At 64.5% G+C, this 16985-nt stretch carries 22 protein-coding genes; 16 read left to right on the plus strand and 6 right to left on the minus strand.

Annotated elements, in window-relative coordinates; translation table 11 throughout:
* Window positions 1-35: 35 nt before the first annotated feature.
* Together HWE01_RS01000 and HWE01_RS01005 are read right to left on the minus strand one after the other, a co-directional pair.
* Window positions 36-269, minus strand: a complete 234-nt coding sequence (locus HWE01_RS01000) for a hypothetical protein (protein WP_008331436.1) — start codon at window positions 267-269, stop codon at window positions 36-38.
* A gap of 238 nt (window positions 270-507) precedes the next feature.
* Complete coding sequence (locus tag HWE01_RS01005) at window positions 508-1803, minus strand: solute carrier family 23 protein (RefSeq protein WP_008331439.1); 1296 nt, start codon at window positions 1801-1803, stop codon at window positions 508-510.
* Between the two features lie 300 nt (window positions 1804-2103).
* Between HWE01_RS01005 and HWE01_RS01010 the strand changes: the two genes are divergently transcribed.
* The 5 genes from HWE01_RS01010 to sbcB all read left to right on the plus strand — a co-directional run bounded on the left by HWE01_RS01010 (window position 2104) and on the right by sbcB (window position 6150).
* Entirely contained in the window at window positions 2104-2520 is a 417-nt protein-coding gene (locus tag HWE01_RS01010; RefSeq protein WP_008331443.1) for a DUF2721 domain-containing protein, read from the plus strand.
* Between the two features lie 127 nt (window positions 2521-2647).
* Window positions 2648-2950 carry an antibiotic biosynthesis monooxygenase family protein gene (locus HWE01_RS01015; protein WP_008331444.1) on the plus strand — a complete coding sequence of 101 codons (303 nt, stop codon included), beginning with the start codon at window positions 2648-2650 and terminating at the stop codon, window positions 2948-2950.
* Window positions 2951-3154: 204 nt separating this feature from the next.
* Window positions 3155-3724, plus strand: coding sequence for a YqhG/Tai3 family protein (locus HWE01_RS01020; RefSeq protein ID WP_241820867.1), 570 nt, complete (start codon window positions 3155-3157; stop codon window positions 3722-3724).
* 252 nt (window positions 3725-3976) lie between these two features.
* The gene (locus HWE01_RS01025; protein WP_008331449.1) at window positions 3977-4576 is read left to right on the plus strand and encodes a YqhG/Tai3 family protein; all 600 of its coding nucleotides are present in this window, start codon (window positions 3977-3979) and stop codon (window positions 4574-4576) included.
* A 137-nt stretch (window positions 4577-4713) separates the two neighbouring features.
* Window positions 4714-6150, plus strand: a complete 1437-nt coding sequence (gene sbcB / locus HWE01_RS01030; RefSeq protein ID WP_241820868.1) for an exodeoxyribonuclease I — start codon at window positions 4714-4716, stop codon at window positions 6148-6150.
* Between the two features lie 31 nt (window positions 6151-6181).
* Here sbcB and HWE01_RS01035 read toward each other — a convergent pair whose 3' ends face one another.
* The gene (locus HWE01_RS01035) at window positions 6182-6508 is read right to left on the minus strand and encodes a DUF3861 domain-containing protein (RefSeq protein WP_175344047.1); all 327 of its coding nucleotides are present in this window, start codon (window positions 6506-6508) and stop codon (window positions 6182-6184) included.
* Window positions 6509-6542: 34 nt separating this feature from the next.
* Window positions 6543-7169, minus strand: coding sequence for a PadR family transcriptional regulator (locus tag HWE01_RS01040; protein WP_008331455.1), 627 nt, complete (start codon window positions 7167-7169; stop codon window positions 6543-6545).
* A 241-nt stretch (window positions 7170-7410) separates the two neighbouring features.
* Here HWE01_RS01040 and HWE01_RS01045 point away from each other — a divergent pair, with 241 nt between their 5' ends.
* Complete coding sequence (locus HWE01_RS01045; protein ID WP_241820869.1) at window positions 7411-8007, plus strand: peroxidase-related enzyme; 597 nt, start codon at window positions 7411-7413, stop codon at window positions 8005-8007.
* A gap of 4 nt (window positions 8008-8011) precedes the next feature.
* Here HWE01_RS01045 and HWE01_RS01050 read toward each other — a convergent pair whose 3' ends face one another.
* Both HWE01_RS01050 and HWE01_RS01055 read right to left on the minus strand, forming a co-directional pair.
* A complete protein-coding gene (locus HWE01_RS01050; RefSeq protein WP_008331457.1) occupies window positions 8012-8512 on the minus strand; it encodes a nucleoside 2-deoxyribosyltransferase in 501 nt (166 codons plus the stop codon).
* Window positions 8513-8567: 55 nt separating this feature from the next.
* Complete coding sequence (locus tag HWE01_RS01055) at window positions 8568-11033, minus strand: acyl-CoA dehydrogenase (protein WP_241820870.1); 2466 nt, start codon at window positions 11031-11033, stop codon at window positions 8568-8570.
* A 240-nt stretch (window positions 11034-11273) separates the two neighbouring features.
* On the opposite strand from HWE01_RS01055, the gene ypfJ reads away from it, so the two are divergent.
* The 10 genes from ypfJ to HWE01_RS01105 all read left to right on the plus strand — a co-directional run bounded on the left by ypfJ (window position 11274) and on the right by HWE01_RS01105 (window position 16881).
* On the plus strand, window positions 11274-12152 hold the full coding sequence (gene ypfJ, locus HWE01_RS01060; protein WP_241820871.1) for a KPN_02809 family neutral zinc metallopeptidase: 879 nt from the start codon (window positions 11274-11276) through the stop codon (window positions 12150-12152).
* Window positions 12153-12183: 31 nt separating this feature from the next.
* A complete protein-coding gene (locus tag HWE01_RS01065) occupies window positions 12184-12564 on the plus strand; it encodes an MAPEG family protein (RefSeq protein ID WP_241820872.1) in 381 nt (126 codons plus the stop codon).
* A gap of 14 nt (window positions 12565-12578) precedes the next feature.
* Window positions 12579-12866 (plus strand): hypothetical protein, encoded by a 288-nt coding sequence (locus HWE01_RS01070; protein ID WP_241820873.1) that lies wholly within the window; start codon window positions 12579-12581, stop codon window positions 12864-12866.
* A gap of 92 nt (window positions 12867-12958) precedes the next feature.
* The gene (locus HWE01_RS01075; protein WP_241820874.1) at window positions 12959-13180 is read left to right on the plus strand and encodes an RNA-binding S4 domain-containing protein; all 222 of its coding nucleotides are present in this window, start codon (window positions 12959-12961) and stop codon (window positions 13178-13180) included.
* Window positions 13177-13794: a DUF924 family protein gene (locus HWE01_RS01080; RefSeq protein WP_008331470.1), complete on the plus strand. Its 618-nt coding sequence runs from the start codon at window positions 13177-13179 to the stop codon at window positions 13792-13794. The genes HWE01_RS01075 and HWE01_RS01080 overlap by 4 nt, the downstream gene beginning before the upstream one ends.
* Window positions 13795-13886: 92 nt before the next feature.
* Window positions 13887-14402 carry a type IV pilus modification protein PilV gene (gene pilV / locus HWE01_RS01085; protein ID WP_175344145.1) on the plus strand — a complete coding sequence of 172 codons (516 nt, stop codon included), beginning with the start codon at window positions 13887-13889 and terminating at the stop codon, window positions 14400-14402.
* Window positions 14403-14434: 32 nt separating this feature from the next.
* Window positions 14435-15316, plus strand: coding sequence for a PilW family protein (locus tag HWE01_RS01090; RefSeq protein ID WP_008331474.1), 882 nt, complete (start codon window positions 14435-14437; stop codon window positions 15314-15316).
* A complete protein-coding gene (locus HWE01_RS01095; RefSeq protein ID WP_241820875.1) occupies window positions 15313-15945 on the plus strand; it encodes a pilus assembly PilX family protein in 633 nt (210 codons plus the stop codon). Before HWE01_RS01090 ends, HWE01_RS01095 begins: the two co-directional genes overlap by 4 nt.
* Before the next feature lie 2 nt (window positions 15946-15947).
* Window positions 15948-16403, plus strand: coding sequence for a type IV pilin protein (locus tag HWE01_RS01100; RefSeq protein WP_241820876.1), 456 nt, complete (start codon window positions 15948-15950; stop codon window positions 16401-16403).
* 4 nt (window positions 16404-16407) lie between these two features.
* Window positions 16408-16881, plus strand: a complete 474-nt coding sequence (locus HWE01_RS01105) for a GspH/FimT family pseudopilin (RefSeq protein ID WP_008331481.1) — start codon at window positions 16408-16410, stop codon at window positions 16879-16881.
* The last annotated feature ends 104 nt before the right edge of the window (window positions 16882-16985 follow it).

Raw genomic sequence — 16985 nt, forward strand, 5'->3', positions numbered from 1 at the left:
CAGGGCCGTGACGCCCCGTGCACGGCCGCCCCGGCTCAGTAGTTGAAGTTGCGGTTGCCCCAGGCCTCGCGGGCCGCACCGCAGACCCGGATCTGGTCTTCGTTCATGCCGGAGGTGCCATTCAACTGGCACTGGTCGGAGACCGACTTGGCCTCCTCGATGTTCTTGCGGAAATAGGCGTAATCCTTCTTGCCGGCCACGGCGTCACAGGCCGACAGCAACGGCAGGGCGATGCACAGCAGCGCTGGCAGGCGGAGGGCGGATTTCATGCGGTGGTTCCCCTGAAAGGCGGGCCAGGCCCGCGACAGGCAGCGCCGAGATGCGCCCCCGACCGGCCCTTCCCCGGGGCCGTGGCGGCAGCGCTGCGCTGCAACGCGACAAAGTATAGACAGCCGTCGAGGATTGCTCAACGGAAATCTTCACTTTCCTCACCTCATGGTAGAACAAAAAGGGCCGGTCACCATGACCAGCCCCGGTGTGCTGCATGAACGCCTTGTCAGGATGAAATCATCCGCGACGCTTGAGCAGGGCGTGCAGGATGATGGCACCGAAGGTAGCGGTGCCGATGCCGCCCAGGGCGAAGCCGCCCATCTTCAGGGTGAAGTCGCCTGCGCCCAGCACCAGCGTGACGGCGGCCACGATCAGGTTGGTATTGTTGGAGAAATCGACCTTGTTCTCGACCCAGATGCGGGCGCCCGATACGGTGATGAGACCGAACACCACGATCGACACGCCGCCCAGCACCGCGCCAGGAATGGTCAGGATGACCGCGCCGAACTTGGGCGAGAAGCCCAGCAGGATGGCGATCACCGCCGCCACCACGAAGACCAGGGTGGAATAGATCTTGGTGACGGCCATCACGCCGATATTCTCGGCATAGGTGGTCACGCCGGTGCCGCCCACGCTGCCCGAGAGCATGGTGGCCAGGCCGTCGCCGATGAAGGCGCGACCGATGTAGCGGTCCAGGTTCTGGCCGGTCATGGCCGAGACGGCCTTGATGTGGCCCAGGTTCTCGGCCACCAGGATGATGGCCACCGGTGCCAGCAATGCCATGGCGCTGCCCTGGAAGACCGGTGCGGCAAAGTGCGGCAGACCGAACCAGGCAGCATTGGCCACGGTGGAAAAGTCGATCGGCTTGCCCAGGCCCATGCCGTTGGTCAGTACCGCGTAGAGCACATAGGCCAGCAGCAGGCCGATGAGGATCAACAGGCGCTGCAACATGCCGCGCGTAAAGACTGCCACGAAGCCCACGCAGAGGATGGTGGCCAGCGCCATCCAGCTGTCGAAACTGCTGCCGGAGACGCCCTTGACGGCGATGGGGGCCAGGTTCAGGCCGATCACCGCCACCACCGCACCGGTCACTACCGGGGGCATCAGGGATTCGATCCAGCGCGTGCCCACGCCCGAGACGATCAGCCCGATCACGGCATAGACCGCACCGCAGGCGATGATGCCGCCCAGCGCCACGCCGAGGTTGGCGTTGGGACCGGAGCCGGCATAACCGGTCACGGCGATGACCAGTCCGATGAAGGAAAAGCTCGACCCCAGGTAACTGGGCACCCGGCCGCCGACCATCAGGAAGAACAGCAGAGTGCCGATGCCCGACATCAGGATCGCCAGGTTGGGATCGAATCCCATGAGCAGCGGGGCCAGCACGGTCGAGCCGAACATGGCCACCACGTGCTGCACGCCCATGGCCAGCGTCTGCGGTGCAGGCAGCCGCTCATCGGCGGCGATCACGGCGCCCTGGCCGTCGTTGGTGCTTTGGCGCAGCCGCCATTGGGGGAAATACGAACCCGACATGGAGATCCCTTTCGTTGTGGATTTGTTTTGATTTGTACGTGGATGTGGAACGGGGGCTAGTGTATTGAGCGACCGCACAAATAACAATTGCTGCGGCGCTGCCCCGCAAAAATAAATCCGTAAAAGATTTCGGCCGCCCCGGCGCGCTGCTGCCCGGCGGAGCAAAAAGCGCGCCTGCACCACCCTGACGCCCCAAAACAGATCGCCCGTTTGCGCAAACGCCGGCGACCTTTCCCGGGCATGTTTCTTGCGCCTCGGGAGCGGTTAGAATCACGTCCCCGATTGTTCCCTGCCATGTCAATGATCAACCTCACCACCCCTGCCCTGCTGTTCCCCGCGACCTCGCTGTTGCTGCTGGCCTATACCAACCGCTTCCTGGTGCTGGCGCAGCTGATCCGCAACCTGCAGCACCAGGGACAGAACGATGAACGCGGGCTGGTGATCCGGCAGATCCTCAATCTGCGCAAACGCATCGTGCTGACCCGCTACATGCAGGCACTGGGCGTGTCCAGCTTCATCATGTGCGCCATCTCGATGTACCTGATCTTCGTGGATCGCAATCACTGGGCCGAGGTGCTGTTCGGCCTGAGCCTGATGCTGCTGGTGCTGTCATTGCTGGTGTCGCTGTGGGAAATCATGATCAGCACGCGCGCCATCGAGATCACCCTGGAAGACATGGCCCAGAAGCTGGAAAAAGGGAGCCTCCCCGTCCAATGAAAGCTTTTCATTCATGGCACGATTCCATTGAAAGCCGGCATCGGACGAACATGTAATAATCGAGCGCCCGGCCGGCCTCGTAGATGGCCGTCCTCGGGCATCCCTCGACTATGCACTGGAGACCCACATGATCCTGGAACTGGCGGACATCCGCATCCAACCCGGCAAGCAAGCAGAATTCGACGAAGCCATCCAGCGCGGCCTGGCGCAAACCATCAGCAAGGCCCGTGGCTATCTCGGCCACAAGGTCCAAAAAGGCATCGAATCGCCCGAGCGCTACCTGCTCATGGTGTACTGGGCCACCCTGGAAAACCATACCGTGGATTTCCGTGAATCGCCCGCCTTCACCGAATGGCGCGGCATCGTCGGCCCCTTCTTCGCCGGTGCCCCGCAGGTGGAGCACTTCGCACTGCTGACCGAATCCGCGTAAGACCGGTGCGCGCCGGGCGCGCCCATCGCCCACCGGATACCCGCTGCGCCACCCGACCCGGTGCTGCGGAACGTTTTCCGGCCTGCCCTTGACTAAGGGGCAGGCCCGGGGGGCCGGCCCAAAGAGCCGCCCCCGCAGGCCGCATACCGATGATGCGCCGCCATGACAACAGCGCCGGTCTGCACCGTGCGCAGGAACACCAGAATGACCACACTGCTCCGCTTACCCACCCCACGCCATCTGCGCGCCGGTGCCTGTGCACTGGGCATGCTGCTGGCCCTGTCCGGCTGCAACAACTTCAGCGGTGACGAACGGCAGCAGGCCGAGGTGATCGGCAACTTCTACCGTATCCACCTCAAGAACCGCGCCCCCGGCCTGCCCTCGGCCGAGGAACTCAAGCAGTTCGAGCCGCTGGTCAGCCGCGCCCTCTACGCCCTGCTGACCCGGGCCGAAGCCGCCGACATGCGCTATCACAGCGTGGCCGGCCCGCAGGCCGCGCCCCTCATCGAGGGCGACCTGTTCACCTCGCTCTACGAAGGCGCCACCTCCTTTGAAGTGCAGTCCTGCGACAGCGATACCGACCGCGCCTCCTGCCAGGTCGCCTTCCGCTACCAGAACGAGGGTGCCGACGAGTCCTGGAACGACAAGATCCTGCTGGTGCGCCAGGCACACCAGTGGCGCATCGACGATATCGAGTTCATCGGCAACGACCAGTCCTCCCAGCGCGAATACCTCAGCGACAACCTCAACGACGCCATCGACCAGGCCCAATGAGCCGAGGCGGCTCGCCGTCGCACCCCGGCAGCGGAATTGGCGGCCTTTTGGCAATGTGTTCCCGGCCTTCCTGTTGCGACCAGACGCTTAAGATATGGCTCTGGCATGCTGGGCGGCTTGCGCCCGCCTGGCTGACTGCGCAAGGGCACGCCAAAAATAGCAAAATGACCATAGCACCACGAAACAACACGCCAGCGCCATCCTGCGCCTGGCCCAGGGAGAATCGGATTGAAGCGGATCGGTAAGACACTCATGGTCGCCACCAGCCTGCTGCTTGCAGCCTGCTCGGCCAATGAAGAGGGCAAGGCCAAGGAACTGGTCACGGAGTTCTACCAGACCCATGCCTCGAACCGTCCCTCGGGCGCGCTGACGCTCAGGGAACTGATTACCTTCCGCCGTTTCCTGTCGGTGCCGCTGTTCGACCTGTTGAAGGATGTCTCGGTGGCCCAGGAGGCCCGCGTGGCGCAGTCGACAGCCGAGCAGACGGCCGATCCTGATGCCGAGCCCTTGCCGCCGCTGGTGCAAGGGGATTTGTTGACGGGCAATCCGAATGGTGCCTCCACCTTCCGGGTGGTCCGCTGCGAAGCGCAGGAGCGCGAGGCCACTTGTGCCGTGGAGCTGATCTTCAGCGACGCCAAACTGCAATCCCCGGTCAAATGGACCGACAAGCTCATGCTGGCCCGTGATGCCCGCGGCTGGGTCATCGACAACATCGAGTACGCCGGTGGCAATGCGCCCATGCGCAGCGGCACGTTACAGGATGCCCTGCGCAAGGTCTTGCAGCGCGACGCCGCGCCGATGGCGCCGATGGTACCGCTGGCCCCCGCCACGCCTGCCGCCCCGGAGAAATGAGCCCGGGCCGGTAACGGCCGCTGTGGCGCTGCGGCGCCTCCAAGAACCCGACTTCGCCCCGCGCCCTGCCGTTCTGCATGCAGGCAAGGGCGACACAAGGCTCTATAATCGCGCGATTCCCTCAGAAGCCCGCTGCGATGTCCAATCACACCTTCCTCTGGCACGACTACGAAACCTTTGGCGCCGTGCCGCGCCGCGACCGTCCTGCGCAGTTTGCCGCCGTGCGTACCGATGCCGAGCTCAACGAGATCGGCGAACCCATCATGATCTACTGCAAGCCGGCCCCGGACTACCTGCCCGACCCGGTGTCCTGCCTGATCACCGGCATCACGCCGCAGCACTGTCTGGAACACGGCATGGCCGAACACGAATTTGCGGCCCGCATCGAGCAGGCGCTCGGAGAACCCGGCACCATCGGCGTGGGTTACAACACCATTCGTTTCGATGATGAAGTCACACGCTTCATGTTCTGGCGCAACCTGATCGATCCCTATGCCCGCGAATGGGCCAACGGCTGCGGCCGCTGGGATTTGCTGGACGTGGTGCGACTGACCTATGCGCTGCGTCCGGAGGGCATCCAGTGGCCAACCAAGGAAGACGGCAGCGTCAGCTTCAAGCTGGAGCACCTCTCCAAGGCCAATGGCCTGGCCCACGAAGCCGCACACGACGCACTCTCCGATGTGCGCGCCACCATCGCGCTGGCGCGCCTGATCCGCCAGCACAACCCGCGCCTGTTCGACTTCGCCCTGGCCTTGCACAAGAAGGACAAGGCGGCTGCCGAAATCGGCTTGCCGGCGGCCAGACCCTTCCTGCATGTGTCGGGCATGTTCCCCGTGGCCAATGGCTGCCTGGCCCTGATGTGGCCGCTGGGCATGCACCCGACCAACAAGAATGAAGTGATCGCCTGGGATCTCGGCCATGACCCCGGCGAACTGGCGGGCATGGATGCGGCCACGGTGCGCGAACGCATGTTCACCCGGCGTGATGAACTGCCGGAGGGCATGACCCGACTGCCGGTCAAGAGCATTCACCTGAACAAGTCGCCGATGGTGGTGGGTAGTCTCAAGACGCTCTCCGCCGAGCGCGCCGGCCAATTGAACATCGATGTGGACGCAGCCCTGCGCCACGCCGAAAAAGCCGCCGCCCTGCCCGATTTGAGTCCGCTGTGGCGCGAGGTCTACCAGCGCGAGCAGGAAGGGCCGGTGGACGTGGATGAAGATTTGTACGGCGGTTTCATCGGCAACGCTGACCGCCGCCAGCTCACGCAGCTGCGCGCCCTGCCGGGGCAGGCACTGGCTGGTGCCAGCGTGGCCTTCGATGACAGGCGATTGAATGAAATCCTGTTCCGCTATCGCGCCCGCAACTTCCCCGAGACCTTGAGTCCCGAGGAAGCACGGCACTGGGAAGAACACCGTGCCGCACGCCTGTTCGAGGGTGCCGGTGGTGCACGCACCGTCGCGCAGCTGTTCGAGCAGATCGACCAGTTGCAGGAAGAGGCGGATGACGAGCGCACCCAGGACATCCTCGCTGCGCTGTATGACTATGCGGAGATGATTGCGCCGGCCAATCAGTAAGCAGCAGGCGCGCAGGCGCGCCTCTTGACTCTTATTCGGCGGCAGGTTCGCCCTGCGCTGCGCCGGCGGCCTTGCCCTGCGACTTCAGCTTCATGATGAAGTCGCGCAAGGCTGGGCCGATCTCCTCGAACAGCGGATGCTTGCGGTTCTTGAGGATCACTTCCCCGAACAGCTTCAAGCCCAGCGCCAGCTGCGCGCTGGTGTCACTGTCGAATTGCCCGTTGCCACGCAGGCGGGAGACGATAGTGAAGAGATCGTCATGGTTGCCCGCCTCGAAACTCAGGGGTGCGTGCAAGGGCTGTCCTTCCGAGGCCGTAGCCAGGTGCTCAAGGGTGATGCGGTAGCGATGTTCTCTCATATGAAGTTCCTTTCCAATTTCTGAAACCGCCGGCTCAGACCCGCTCCACCGCCACGGCGGCGCGGTCGATGATGTCGATGATGGCATGCAGTTCTTCCTTGGCCAGCTTGCCCTTGGCCAGGCGCGTATGCAGGGCCATGCGGAAGTTCTGCACGGCGCGGCGCAGTTCGGGCGAATCGGCGTCGGGACGTTCCTGGCGGCGCAGCTCGAACTTGCGCAGCACCTGCTGCAGCAGCTCGGCGTTTTCCTGTTCTTCCAGATAGGCTCGGCCCTCGGCGCTGAGGGTGTAGAGCTTCTTGCCGCCTTCCTCGCCCTGCACCGAGGCATGGCCCATTTCTTCCAGCAGGGTCAGGGTCGGGTAGATCACGCCAGGGCTGGGGCTGTAGCCACCGCCCACCAGCTGCTCGATGGCCTTGATCATGTCGTAGCCGTGGCGCGGCTTTTCCTGCAGCAGATGCAGCATCACGATGCGCAAGGCGCCCTGCTCGAACATGCGCGCGCCGCGTCCGCCGCCTTCACGGCCGCCGGGGCCATGATGGCCACGCGGACCGCGCGGCTCGCCGTCTTCGAACAGGCCGCCGCCATGATGCCCACGGTCGTGACGCTGGTGCTTGGGGCCGTGGCCCGGTTGGCCGGGTTGATGAAATAAATGCTTGAACATGGTGTTTCCTTCTTGTCAGGTTGCCAATGCAGCGACTGACGCACGCTGCGTGTCGATCGATATAGCCAAGATATATCTTAATCATCTGCATTTCAAGATATATCTTAATAATATTTTCAAAAAGTATTCTGAGGGCAATATGAAGCAAAAAGCTTCACCGTCAGTCCGGCGACATTAGCTGCGGGCCAGAAGTGCTAAGGTCTTGACACCACACCCACAACAAATGAACAAGGAGACACGCATGCCCCAAGCCACCACCCCCAATGCGCCCATTGGCCGCTTCCCCATCCCCGATCTTCATATGCTGCCGGAGGATATCCGCAGCCGCATCCTGGCCGTGCAGGAAAAGTCCGGATTCATCCCCAACGTGTTTCTGGTACTGGCGCATCGGCCGGATGAATTCCGCGCCTTCTTCGCCTATCACGATGCCTTGATGGACAAACCCGGCGGGCTCACCAAGGCCGAGCGCGAGATGATCGTGGTGGCCACCAGCAACGCCAACCAGTGCCAGTATTGTGTCGTGGCCCATGGGGCGATCCTGCGCATCCGCGCCAAAGATCCGCTGCTGGCCGACCAGGTCGCCATCAACTACCGCAAGGCCGACATCAGCGCGCGACAGAAGGCCATGCTGGACTTCGCCATGAAGGTCTCGGCCAGCGCCGGGGCTGTGAATGATGAGGATTTCGCCACGCTCAAGGCGCATGGCTGGGAAGAGGAAGACGCCTGGGACATGGCCGCCATCGCGGCCTTCTTCGGCATGTCGAACCGGCTGGCCAACGTGACCAGCATGCGGCCCAATGAAGAGTTCTACCTGATGGGACGCCTGAGCCCGCAATGAAGCATCAGCGCTGGCCGCCGTGCCAGCGCGCCACCCGTTGCAGGCAGGCGTGCAGACCGTCCTGCACCAGTTCGGCGGCATGCGCCAGCATGAGATTGCGCGGCAGTCCGAAATCCTCGATCAGCATGCCTGCGCGGCAGTAACCCGGTTCGGCTTGCGGCACCTGATGCAGCAGGTCCTGCGCCGGCGTGTTGTAACACCACACCTTCTTGCCGCGCCCGACGGCGTATCCGATCTCGAAGACCGTGCCCGAGTCGGGTTCATGCCCGCGAAAATCGCAGACATTGGCCACCACGTAATCGGCGGAGTCGATCAGGGCCACATTGATCTGGTAGATGCGGCGCGCCACCTCGGCCTTGCTGTCGCCGCTGACCTCGTCGTCACCGGGGCACAGGGCGACCAGCCCGAGTTCGGCGCACCACTGCTTGATCTGCAGTTTGTGCTGCGCATAATCGCGCTGGAAGACATCGGGGCCGGCCAGGTAGATGCGAGGCTGCGGGGTCATGGTTGATCCTGTGGAATACGCGGGAACCGGCAGGATAACGCAAACCTTCATCTCCTCATGAACGCAGTTGCGCCACAATCTCCGCGCGATCGAAATCTGCGCCGAAGTCATCGACCTGCACGCTCTGGTCGCCATAGCGGGCAAAGGCATCAAGCGCGTCCTTCTCCTGCTGCGAGATCAGCTGGCGTTCCAGCGCCAGCCCACTCCAGGCCGGGACTTCCAGCAGGCTCTGCGGCATCGGCGGCAGCTTGCCCTCCTTGATGTCGGCCTTGAGCCTATGCTCCAGTTGCTGCACCACCGGCGTGAGCATGAAGGCTTTCTCGCCGCAGGCCAGCGGGTCACCATCGCGCGGGACATAGGCATCGGCCACCAGCCGGTTGCGGCTCTCGCCCGGCGTCTGCATGGCCTTGGCCACGCATGTGCCCAGCACGTCCGAGGGCTGGCGGTAGGGCCGGCCAAGCGGGAAGATCAGCACCCGCAAGAGCAGCGCGATGACCGGATTGGGGAAGTTGTGCAAGACCTCGATGATGGCTTCCTGGGCGCGATGCAGCGCATCCTGCACCGACCAGTCCACGTAGGGCAGATCCTCCTCCTGCCGGCCCTCGTCCTCGAAGCGTTTGAGTACCGCAGAGACGAGATAGAGCTGCGAAACCACATCGCCCAGCCGTGCCGACATCCGTTCACGGAACTTGAGGGTGCCGCCCAGTACGCCCATGCTCACATCGGTAAGCAACGCAAAGGCCGAGGACAGATGCACCACCGCGCGGAAGTAGCTTCGCGTGGCGCCTGTCGCATGACTTGAGGAAGGCAGCAGCCAGCCACGGCTGATGCCGCCCACGAAGCTGCGCGCCGCATTGGCCGCGACGAAGGAAAGGTGGGCGAAGAGCAGCCGGTCAAATTCCTGCACGGCGCGTTCGCGGTCCTCGTCAGCAGCGGTGGCCAGTTCCTGCAACACATAGGGATGACAACGGATGGCCCCCTGGCCGAAGATGATCAGGCAGCGCGTCAGGATATTGGCGCCCTCCACCGTGATGGCAATGGGCACCTGCTGGTACACCCGCGCCAGGAAATTGCCCGGCCCCATGCAGATGCCCTTGCCGCCGATCACGTCCATGCCGTCATTGACCACCATGCGCCCGCGCTCGGTGACGTGGTACTTGGAAATGGCCGAGATGACCGAAGGCTTCTCGCCGGCATCCACCGCCAGTGCCGACAAGCGGCGCGTGGCATCCATCATGTAGAGATGCCCGCCCATGCGCGCCAGGGCTTCCTGCACGCCTTCGAACTTGCCGATCTCGATCTTGAACTGGCGTCGCATGGCGGTGTAGGCACTGGTACCGCGCACGGCCAGCTTGGAGAAGCCGACGCTGGAGGAAGGCAGAGAAATCGCCCGCCCTGCCGCCAGACATTCCATCAACATGCGCCAGCCGCGTCCGACCTGCTCGGCACCGCCGATCACCCATTGCATCGGAATGAAGACATCGCGCCCCTCGGTCGGCCCGTTCTGGAAGACGGCATTGAGCGGCCAGTGGCGACGTCCGGTGATCACGCCCGGATGAGCGGTCGGGATCAGGGCGCAGGTAATGCCCGGCTCGGCATTGCTGCCCAGCAGTCCGTCCGGATCACGCACGCGAAAGGCCAGGCCCAGCACGGTCGCAATCGGTGCCAGGGTGATGTAGCGCTTGCTCCAGGTCACCCGGAAGCCCAGGGTTTCGCGCCCCTCATGCTCGCCCTTGCAGACGATGCCCACATCCGGAATGGCCGCCGCATCCGAGCCCGCATAGGGACTGGTCAGCGCAAAGCAGGGAATTTCCAGGCCCTGGGCCAGGCGCGGCAGGTAATGATTCTTCTGGGCCTCGGTCCCGTAATGCAGCAGCAACTCCGCCGGGCCGAGCGAATTGGGCACCATCACCGCGATGGCCGCCGCCGAACTGCGCGAGGCCAGCTTCATCACCACCTGCGAATGCGCATAGGCCGAGAACTGCTTGCCGCCATATTGACGCGCAATGATCATGCCCAGAAAACCCTTGTCCTTGATGAACTGCCAGGCTTCGGGCGGCAGGTCCTGGGTCTTCACGCTGGTCTCCCAGTCGCTGACCATGGCACACAACTGCTCGACCTCGTTGTCGAGGAAACTCTGTTCTTCCGGCGTCAGGCGCGGTGCGGGCAGCTCGAAGAGGCGCTTCCAGTCCGGCTTGCCCGAGAACAGCTCGGCATCCCACCAGACGGTGCCGGCCTCGATGGCATCGCGCTCGGTGGCCGACATGCCGGGCATGATCTTGCGGAACAGGTCCAGTGCCGGGCGCGTCATCAGCGACTGACGCACGGACTTGATGGCCACCAGCAGCGTCGGCGTAAAGAAGAGGATGGCCAGCAGCACCAGCACCGGCAATTCAATACCGGCCAGGCGCGCGCCCAGCCAGATCAGGACAGCCTCGGCCACCAGCCAGATCCAGGCGCCCGCGCGCATCATCATGAGGGCCAGTGCGCTGGCGATGAGAAGAATGAGCCAGATGATCATGTCGCCTCCTGTGCTGTTGTCATTGCGGATGAGGGGTGCAGGCCGTGACACAGTGTGGCACCGAATGCCGGCAGCGCCAAGCCGACATCCCGCTAGCCGGTCGCCTCACCCTATCGCGCCAGCTCATCCGGCGCAATCGGACAGTGCAGCCTGCCCCGGTCAGACAACGCCGGACAAGCCGCCGCCCATGCCATCCATTACAATCCCGGCATTGCAGCGTGCAGCAGCGGAGAACACATCATGAAATGGGAAGGCAATCGCGAAAGCGACAACGTGGAAGATCGCCGTGGCGAGGATGGCGGCGGGGGCGGCGGCTTTGGCTTCGGCGGACGTTCCATCGGGCTGGGCACGGTCGCGGTGGCGCTGGTGGCGTCCTATTTTCTGGGCATCAATCCGCTGACCATGCTCAACCTGCTCTCCGGCGGCTCGCCGGCACCGGTGCAGCAGCAGGCACCGGCCCACAAGCCTGCGCCCAATGACCAGATGGCGCGCTTCGTCTCTACCGTACTGGCCGATACCGAAGACACCTGGGGTCAGATCTTCGCCAACAACGGCAAGCAGTATGTACGGCCCAAGCTGGTACTCTTCTCCGGCAGTACGCCCACCGCCTGCGGCACCGGCCAGACCGCCACCGGTCCCTTCTACTGTCCCGGTGACCAGAAGGTCTATATCGACCTGTCCTTCTATGAACTGATGAAGCAGCGTTTCAAGGTCTCCGGCAATTTCGCGCAGGCCTATGTGATCGCGCATGAAGTGGGGCACCACGTGCAACACCTGATGGGCATTTCCGACAAGGTCGATGCGGCCCGCCGCAATGCCAGCGAGAAGCAGGCCAATGCCATGTCGGTGCGACTGGAGTTGCAGGCCGACTGCTTTGCCGGAGTCTGGGCCTATCATGCCAACCAGGCCCGCCACATTCTCGAAGAAGGCGATATCGAAGACGCCCTGCATGCCGCCTCGGCCATCGGCGACGATGCCCTGCAACGCCAGGCGCGCGGCGTGGTCGTACCGGACTCCTTCACTCATGGCAGTTCGGCGCAGCGCGTGAGCTGGTTCAAGCGCGGCATTGCCCAAGGCAAGGTCAGCGCCTGCAACACCTTCGCTGCCAAGGACCTCTGACCTCTGATTTCACAATAAGGAGACGCAAGGCATGACCCTATCCTACTGGTGCATCCTGGTGGCCGGCCTGATGCCGGTCCTCACCATCGCCGTGGCCAAGTATGGGCGACGCGACTTCGACAATGCCGAACCGCGCGCCTGGCTGGACAAGCAGACCGGCGTGCGCCGCCGTGCCGACTATGCGCATCGCAACCATTTCGAGGCCTTCCCCTTCTTCGCCGCCGCCGTGCTGGTGGCGCAGCAAGTGGGCGCGCCGCAAGGGCAGATCGACATCGCCGCACTGGTCTTCATCGCCGCCCGCCTCCTCTACACGATGCTGTACCTGGCGGACAAACCCTCGGCCCGTTCGGCGGTGTGGATCATCGGCTATCTGAGCGTGATCGCGCTGTTCGTCATCGCTGCGCGTGCCTGAGAGAGGAGCCCTCGATGAACCACCCCGCCGCCTCCCGACTGCCCCTCATGCGCGATGCCCTGGACGCCCTGCGCGCAGGGCGTGGCGACATCGCCACCCTGTGCAGCACCTGGCGCGCCCAGGAAGAGGTGATGAACGCCCTGCCCGCCCGCTATCGCCAGGTCGCCGAAGACCTGCTGGCGCGACTCGAAGCCGGCAGCCTCTTCACCGAGGAAAGCTGCTCCTTCAGCCAGAAGGATCTCACCGACAGCCTCGCCACCTGGCTGGACAAGGCGCAGCAGACGTTGGAAAACGCCGCCTGAACACCTGCGCGACTGGACAAATGGCCGCGCCGGGCGTACCGTACCGCTCGCCCTTGCCACCTGTCGTGACCGGGGTTTCCGAAAGAAAGCACATGCAAAAGATCACCTTCCCGCTGCAAGGCCATCCCTACGTCGAGCTCAACCAATTGCTCAAACTCTGCGGCCTGTGCGACAGCGGCGGCGCCGGCAAGCAGCTGGTAGCCGACGGCCAGGTCAAGGTCGACGGCAAGCCGGAAACCCGCAAGACCTGCAAGATCACCGCCGGCCAGAAAGTCACGCTGGGCGACGTGCAGATCACGGTGCTGGCCGAATGAGCCCGCACGCCGGCGTCGACGCGCTACTGGACTTCTGGTTCGGTCCCGAGTGGGAGCAGCTCCCCGCGCATCAGGTGGCCGAACGCCAGAAGAAGCTCTGGTGGAGCAAGAACCCCGACATCGACGCCCAATGCCGCACCCGCTTCGAACCGCTGGTGCAGCAGGCAGCCGCCAACCAGCTCGACGACTGGACCGAATCCCCGCGCAGCATGCTGGCCCTGATCCTGTTGCTGGACCAGATGCCGCGCAATATCTACCGCGATACCCCCCAGGCCTTCGCCTTCGATGCGCTGGCGCGCCAGTGCAGCCACCTGGCGCTGGCCATGGGACTGGACGCCGCCTTGCCGCCGCTGGCCCGGGTCTTCGTCTACCTGCCGCTGGAACATGCCGAAGACCTGGACGACCAGGAGTATGTGGTGCAACTCATGGGCAGCCTGGCCAAGGCCGCCAGCGGCGAGGACAGGCCGAGCTTTGACGGTTATGCCGACTATGCGCGACGTCACCATGCCGTGATCAAACGTTTCGGTCGCTTTCCGCATCGCAATCGCATCCTGGGGCGTGACAGCACGCCGGAGGAAGTCGAATTCCTCAAGCAACCGGGCTCTTCCTTCTGAAGTTTTCGATGGCGGCAGACTGATTCGGGCTTTTGCTGGAGCGGCGTTTTCTTTTTCCCTAGACTCGCGGGCTTTCCCTTGCAGGATTTCCCATGCGTGGTCGCTCCCGTGGTTTTTCGATGATGGAAGTACTGGTGGCCATGCTGGTCATCGGCACTGGTGCCCTGGCCATCGCCATGCTGCAACTGCATGCGCTGCGCAGCAGCCGCGACAGCAGCCTGCATGCGCGCGCCACGCTGATGGCGCAAGAACTGGCCGAACTGCGCGCGGCCTTGCCGGCTGGCACCGCCCCATCCGATGCGCTACTGTTTTCGCTCACCACCGGCAAACCGCTCAGCGCCCCTGCCGATTGCGAACAGGCCGCCTGCAGCCCGACTGATTTCGCCCTGGCCAGCCTGGCCGACTGGAGTGGCAGGCTGGTACGCGACTTCCCCCATGTCCGTGTCACGGTCTGCCGTGACGGCCAGCGCGCAGCGCCGGAAGACTGGCGCTGCGACGCACTGGAGCACAGTCCGGTGGTCCTGAAAATGGCCTGGCGCCGCCTCGCTACGGGCAGTCCCGCTGCCGGTGGCACGACACCGCTGTTGAGTCTGACCCTGGGACATTGACGATGCTGTCCCGTCTATCCCTCCCGATCCGAATGCGGCGCCTGCAGGAAGCCGGGCTGACGCTGGTCGAACTGATGATCGCGCTGGCCGTCGGCCTGCTGGTGGTGCTGGTTGCCGGCACCCTGCTGCAGCAGGCGCGCACAGCCTATCAGGAGATGGATGACGCCGGACGCGTCGAGGAGACTGGCCGGGTGGCCCTGGATCACCTGCAGCAGGTGTTGCGCCAGGCTGGCCATCTGCCTGTGGAGAGTCTCCCCGAGGGCGCGCCGCCGGCCCTGCTGGCGGGCCTGCGCGGCCTGGATGACAGCCGCCAGGCCGATGCACTCGATCCGGCCGCAGGACGCTTCGGCAGCAGTACCGGCGATGGCGTCAACCGCAGCGACCTGCTGATGCTGGGCTTCTTCGGCGCCCCGCGCGGCAGCCATGCCCAGCTCAGCCATTGCAGCGGCGCGCCGGCCCCGGTGAAGCCGCTTGAAGAAGCCGCACGCCACTGGGTCATCTATTTCATCGCCCCCGGCACCGGCGATGAACCCGAGCTGCGCTGCCGCTACCAGGGCAAGAACGGTGCCTGGACCTCCGATGCCATCGCCCGTGGCGTGGAAGCCATGCAGTTGCGCTACGCCATCGACAGCGACGACGATGGTCGTCCCGACCGCTGGCTGGACGCCTCATCCATGCCTGCCGATGCCTGGAACCGCGTGGTGCTGGTGCGTATCGCGCTGCTGGTGCGCGGTCTGCAGCGACGCCCTGCGCCGCAGGATAGCGAGGCGCGCGCTTACGACCTCTTCCTCCCCGCGCGCCGCTCCGATCCCGCCTGGCGCGTCATCGAATCGGGCCAGGAACAGCGGCGCCGTGCGGTGTTCCAGGGCACCGTGATGTTGCGCAACCTGGTGGTTGCGGAGCTCCGCCAATGAAGATTGCGACGCGTCCCGACCATCAGCACGGTGCCACCCTGATGATCACGCTCATGCTGCTGAGCGTGATCATGCTGCTGGGTGTGGCCACCACCTCGCTGCTCCTGCTGGAGGAACGCGGCGCGCGCAATCATCGCGAACATGCCCAGGCCAGACTGGCGGCCCAGGCGGCGCTGGAGGATGCCTGCGATGACCTGCGCTACCACCGCCACATCGATCCCGAGGAGTTTGGCGCGGCGCGCGCCTGCCGCACCGATGCCGCCGGTGCCGGCCTGTGCGTCGGCCAGCCCGAACATGCCGGCTGGGAGCCGGCCCATCTGCACGGCCCCCGGGCAATCTCGGCTACCTACGGGCAATTCACCGGGCGCCAGTTCCGCGCCCTGCCCGGCGTACCGATACCGCGCTATCTGATCGAACGGCTGGCACCGGTGGACCACAAGACTGCGGGCCGGCTTGCACAGGAACAGGCCTCCACCCCGCTCTATCGTCTCAGTGCCGTCGGCTATGGCCGGCATGGCGCCATCCTGGCCCTGCAGGCACTGGTGCGTTTGCCAGCCCGGCCGGCCAGCGCTCCTGCCAGTTGTCCGCTGCGGGCCTGGCGTCCTCTCTATCTGACTTTTACGGAATGAACATGTCTGTCCCCCTGCTCGCCCCTCCCTTGCCGCCACGCGGCTTCACCCTGCTGGAAATCCTGGTCAGCCTAGCCATCGTCATCCTGCTGGCCGCACTGGGCTGGAATGGCTACCGCCATATCGTCCAGAAAGCCGGCCGCGCCGAAGGACGCGCCGCCATTCTGCACGTGCTGCTGCAACAGGAACGCCACCATGCCTACCAGCACCGCTACCGGGCATTCCAGCCGGGCAACGCGGCGCAGGGATTCAAGTGGTATTCCGGTGCCACCCCGCAGACCAGCGCCTATGCTCTGTCGGCAAGAGCCTGCGAGGAAGAGGATCTCTCCAGCTGCGTGCTGGTCACGGCCACGCCCGGAGGCAGTGGCGTCAACAGCGGCTATGAGGATCGTCAGTGCGGCGTGCTGCAGGCCGACAGCCGGGGCAACCGCCGCGCTGACGGCAAGGAGTGTTGGTGACTCCATGCGTGCAACAGGATTTACGCTCATCGAGCTGATGGTGACCTTGCTCATTGCCGCCCTGGTGCTGGGGGTCGGCCTGCCGACTTTGCGACACTTGGCCAGCGAACACCAACTGGCCGCCGCCGGCAGCGATTTCTTCCACGCCGTGCAACTGACCCGCTCGGAGGCCCTGCGCGCCGGTCGCCGCGCCGAGATGCGTCCGCGTGACGGGCGCGACTGGCAAAGCGGATGGGAGATCCAGGTCGGCCAACAGGTGGTGGCTCGCCATTCCGCCCTGGACGCCGGCATCGCCGTGGCCTATACCGTCGGCGGCGAGCTGGTGGCCTATCAACCGGACGGTCAGCCGGTCACGCGTGGCACCTGGTATTTCAGCGGCGGCGTGAATTCACGCGCCGTGGTGATCAATTTCCTGGGTCGGGTACGGATCTGCAATCCGGTGATCGACATCGAGTGCAGCCAGGCCGCCACCGAGTGAAGCAGGCGCAGACAGCCTTGCGGATGATCGCGCAAAGCCGTGTATATTGACGGGCATCCGGCCTCGCCCGTGGCAGGCCCTGCCGCCTTTTTCGTTTTTGCTCA

Source organism: Herbaspirillum sp. C7C8 (genome assembly GCF_022627875.1).
In the GTDB taxonomy this organism is placed as follows: domain Bacteria; phylum Pseudomonadota; class Gammaproteobacteria; order Burkholderiales; family Burkholderiaceae_D; genus Herbaspirillum.

Coding starts and splice junctions, on each gene's coding strand:
- HWE01_RS01035 (WP_175344047.1), bottom strand. CDS start 6,508: ATGAGAGAACATCGCTACCGCATCACCCTTGAGCACCTGGCTACGGCC.
- HWE01_RS01045 (WP_241820869.1), top strand. CDS start 7,411: ATGCCCCAAGCCACCACCCCCAATGCGCCCATTGGCCGCTTCCCCATC.
- HWE01_RS01055 (WP_241820870.1), bottom strand. CDS start 11,033: ATGATCATCTGGCTCATTCTTCTCATCGCCAGCGCACTGGCCCTCATG.
- ypfJ (WP_241820871.1), top strand. CDS start 11,274: ATGAAATGGGAAGGCAATCGCGAAAGCGACAACGTGGAAGATCGCCGT.
- HWE01_RS01010 (WP_008331443.1), top strand. CDS start 2,104: ATGATCAACCTCACCACCCCTGCCCTGCTGTTCCCCGCGACCTCGCTG.
- HWE01_RS01000 (WP_008331436.1), bottom strand. CDS start 269: ATGAAATCCGCCCTCCGCCTGCCAGCGCTGCTGTGCATCGCCCTGCCG.
- HWE01_RS01050 (WP_008331457.1), bottom strand. CDS start 8,512: ATGACCCCGCAGCCTCGCATCTACCTGGCCGGCCCCGATGTCTTCCAG.
- HWE01_RS01100 (WP_241820876.1), top strand. CDS start 15,948: ATGTCTGTCCCCCTGCTCGCCCCTCCCTTGCCGCCACGCGGCTTCACC.
- HWE01_RS01090 (WP_008331474.1), top strand. CDS start 14,435: ATGCGGCGCCTGCAGGAAGCCGGGCTGACGCTGGTCGAACTGATGATC.
- HWE01_RS01025 (WP_008331449.1), top strand. CDS start 3,977: ATGGTCGCCACCAGCCTGCTGCTTGCAGCCTGCTCGGCCAATGAAGAG.
- HWE01_RS01080 (WP_008331470.1), top strand. CDS start 13,177: ATGAGCCCGCACGCCGGCGTCGACGCGCTACTGGACTTCTGGTTCGGT.
- HWE01_RS01095 (WP_241820875.1), top strand. CDS start 15,313: ATGAAGATTGCGACGCGTCCCGACCATCAGCACGGTGCCACCCTGATG.
- sbcB (WP_241820868.1), top strand. CDS start 4,714: ATGTCCAATCACACCTTCCTCTGGCACGACTACGAAACCTTTGGCGCC.
- pilV (WP_175344145.1), top strand. CDS start 13,887: ATGCGTGGTCGCTCCCGTGGTTTTTCGATGATGGAAGTACTGGTGGCC.
- HWE01_RS01005 (WP_008331439.1), bottom strand. CDS start 1,803: ATGTCGGGTTCGTATTTCCCCCAATGGCGGCTGCGCCAAAGCACCAAC.
- HWE01_RS01040 (WP_008331455.1), bottom strand. CDS start 7,169: ATGTTCAAGCATTTATTTCATCAACCCGGCCAACCGGGCCACGGCCCC.
- HWE01_RS01015 (WP_008331444.1), top strand. CDS start 2,648: ATGATCCTGGAACTGGCGGACATCCGCATCCAACCCGGCAAGCAAGCA.
- HWE01_RS01075 (WP_241820874.1), top strand. CDS start 12,959: ATGCAAAAGATCACCTTCCCGCTGCAAGGCCATCCCTACGTCGAGCTC.
- HWE01_RS01070 (WP_241820873.1), top strand. CDS start 12,579: ATGAACCACCCCGCCGCCTCCCGACTGCCCCTCATGCGCGATGCCCTG.
- HWE01_RS01065 (WP_241820872.1), top strand. CDS start 12,184: ATGACCCTATCCTACTGGTGCATCCTGGTGGCCGGCCTGATGCCGGTC.
- HWE01_RS01105 (WP_008331481.1), top strand. CDS start 16,408: ATGCGTGCAACAGGATTTACGCTCATCGAGCTGATGGTGACCTTGCTC.
- HWE01_RS01020 (WP_241820867.1), top strand. CDS start 3,155: ATGACCACACTGCTCCGCTTACCCACCCCACGCCATCTGCGCGCCGGT.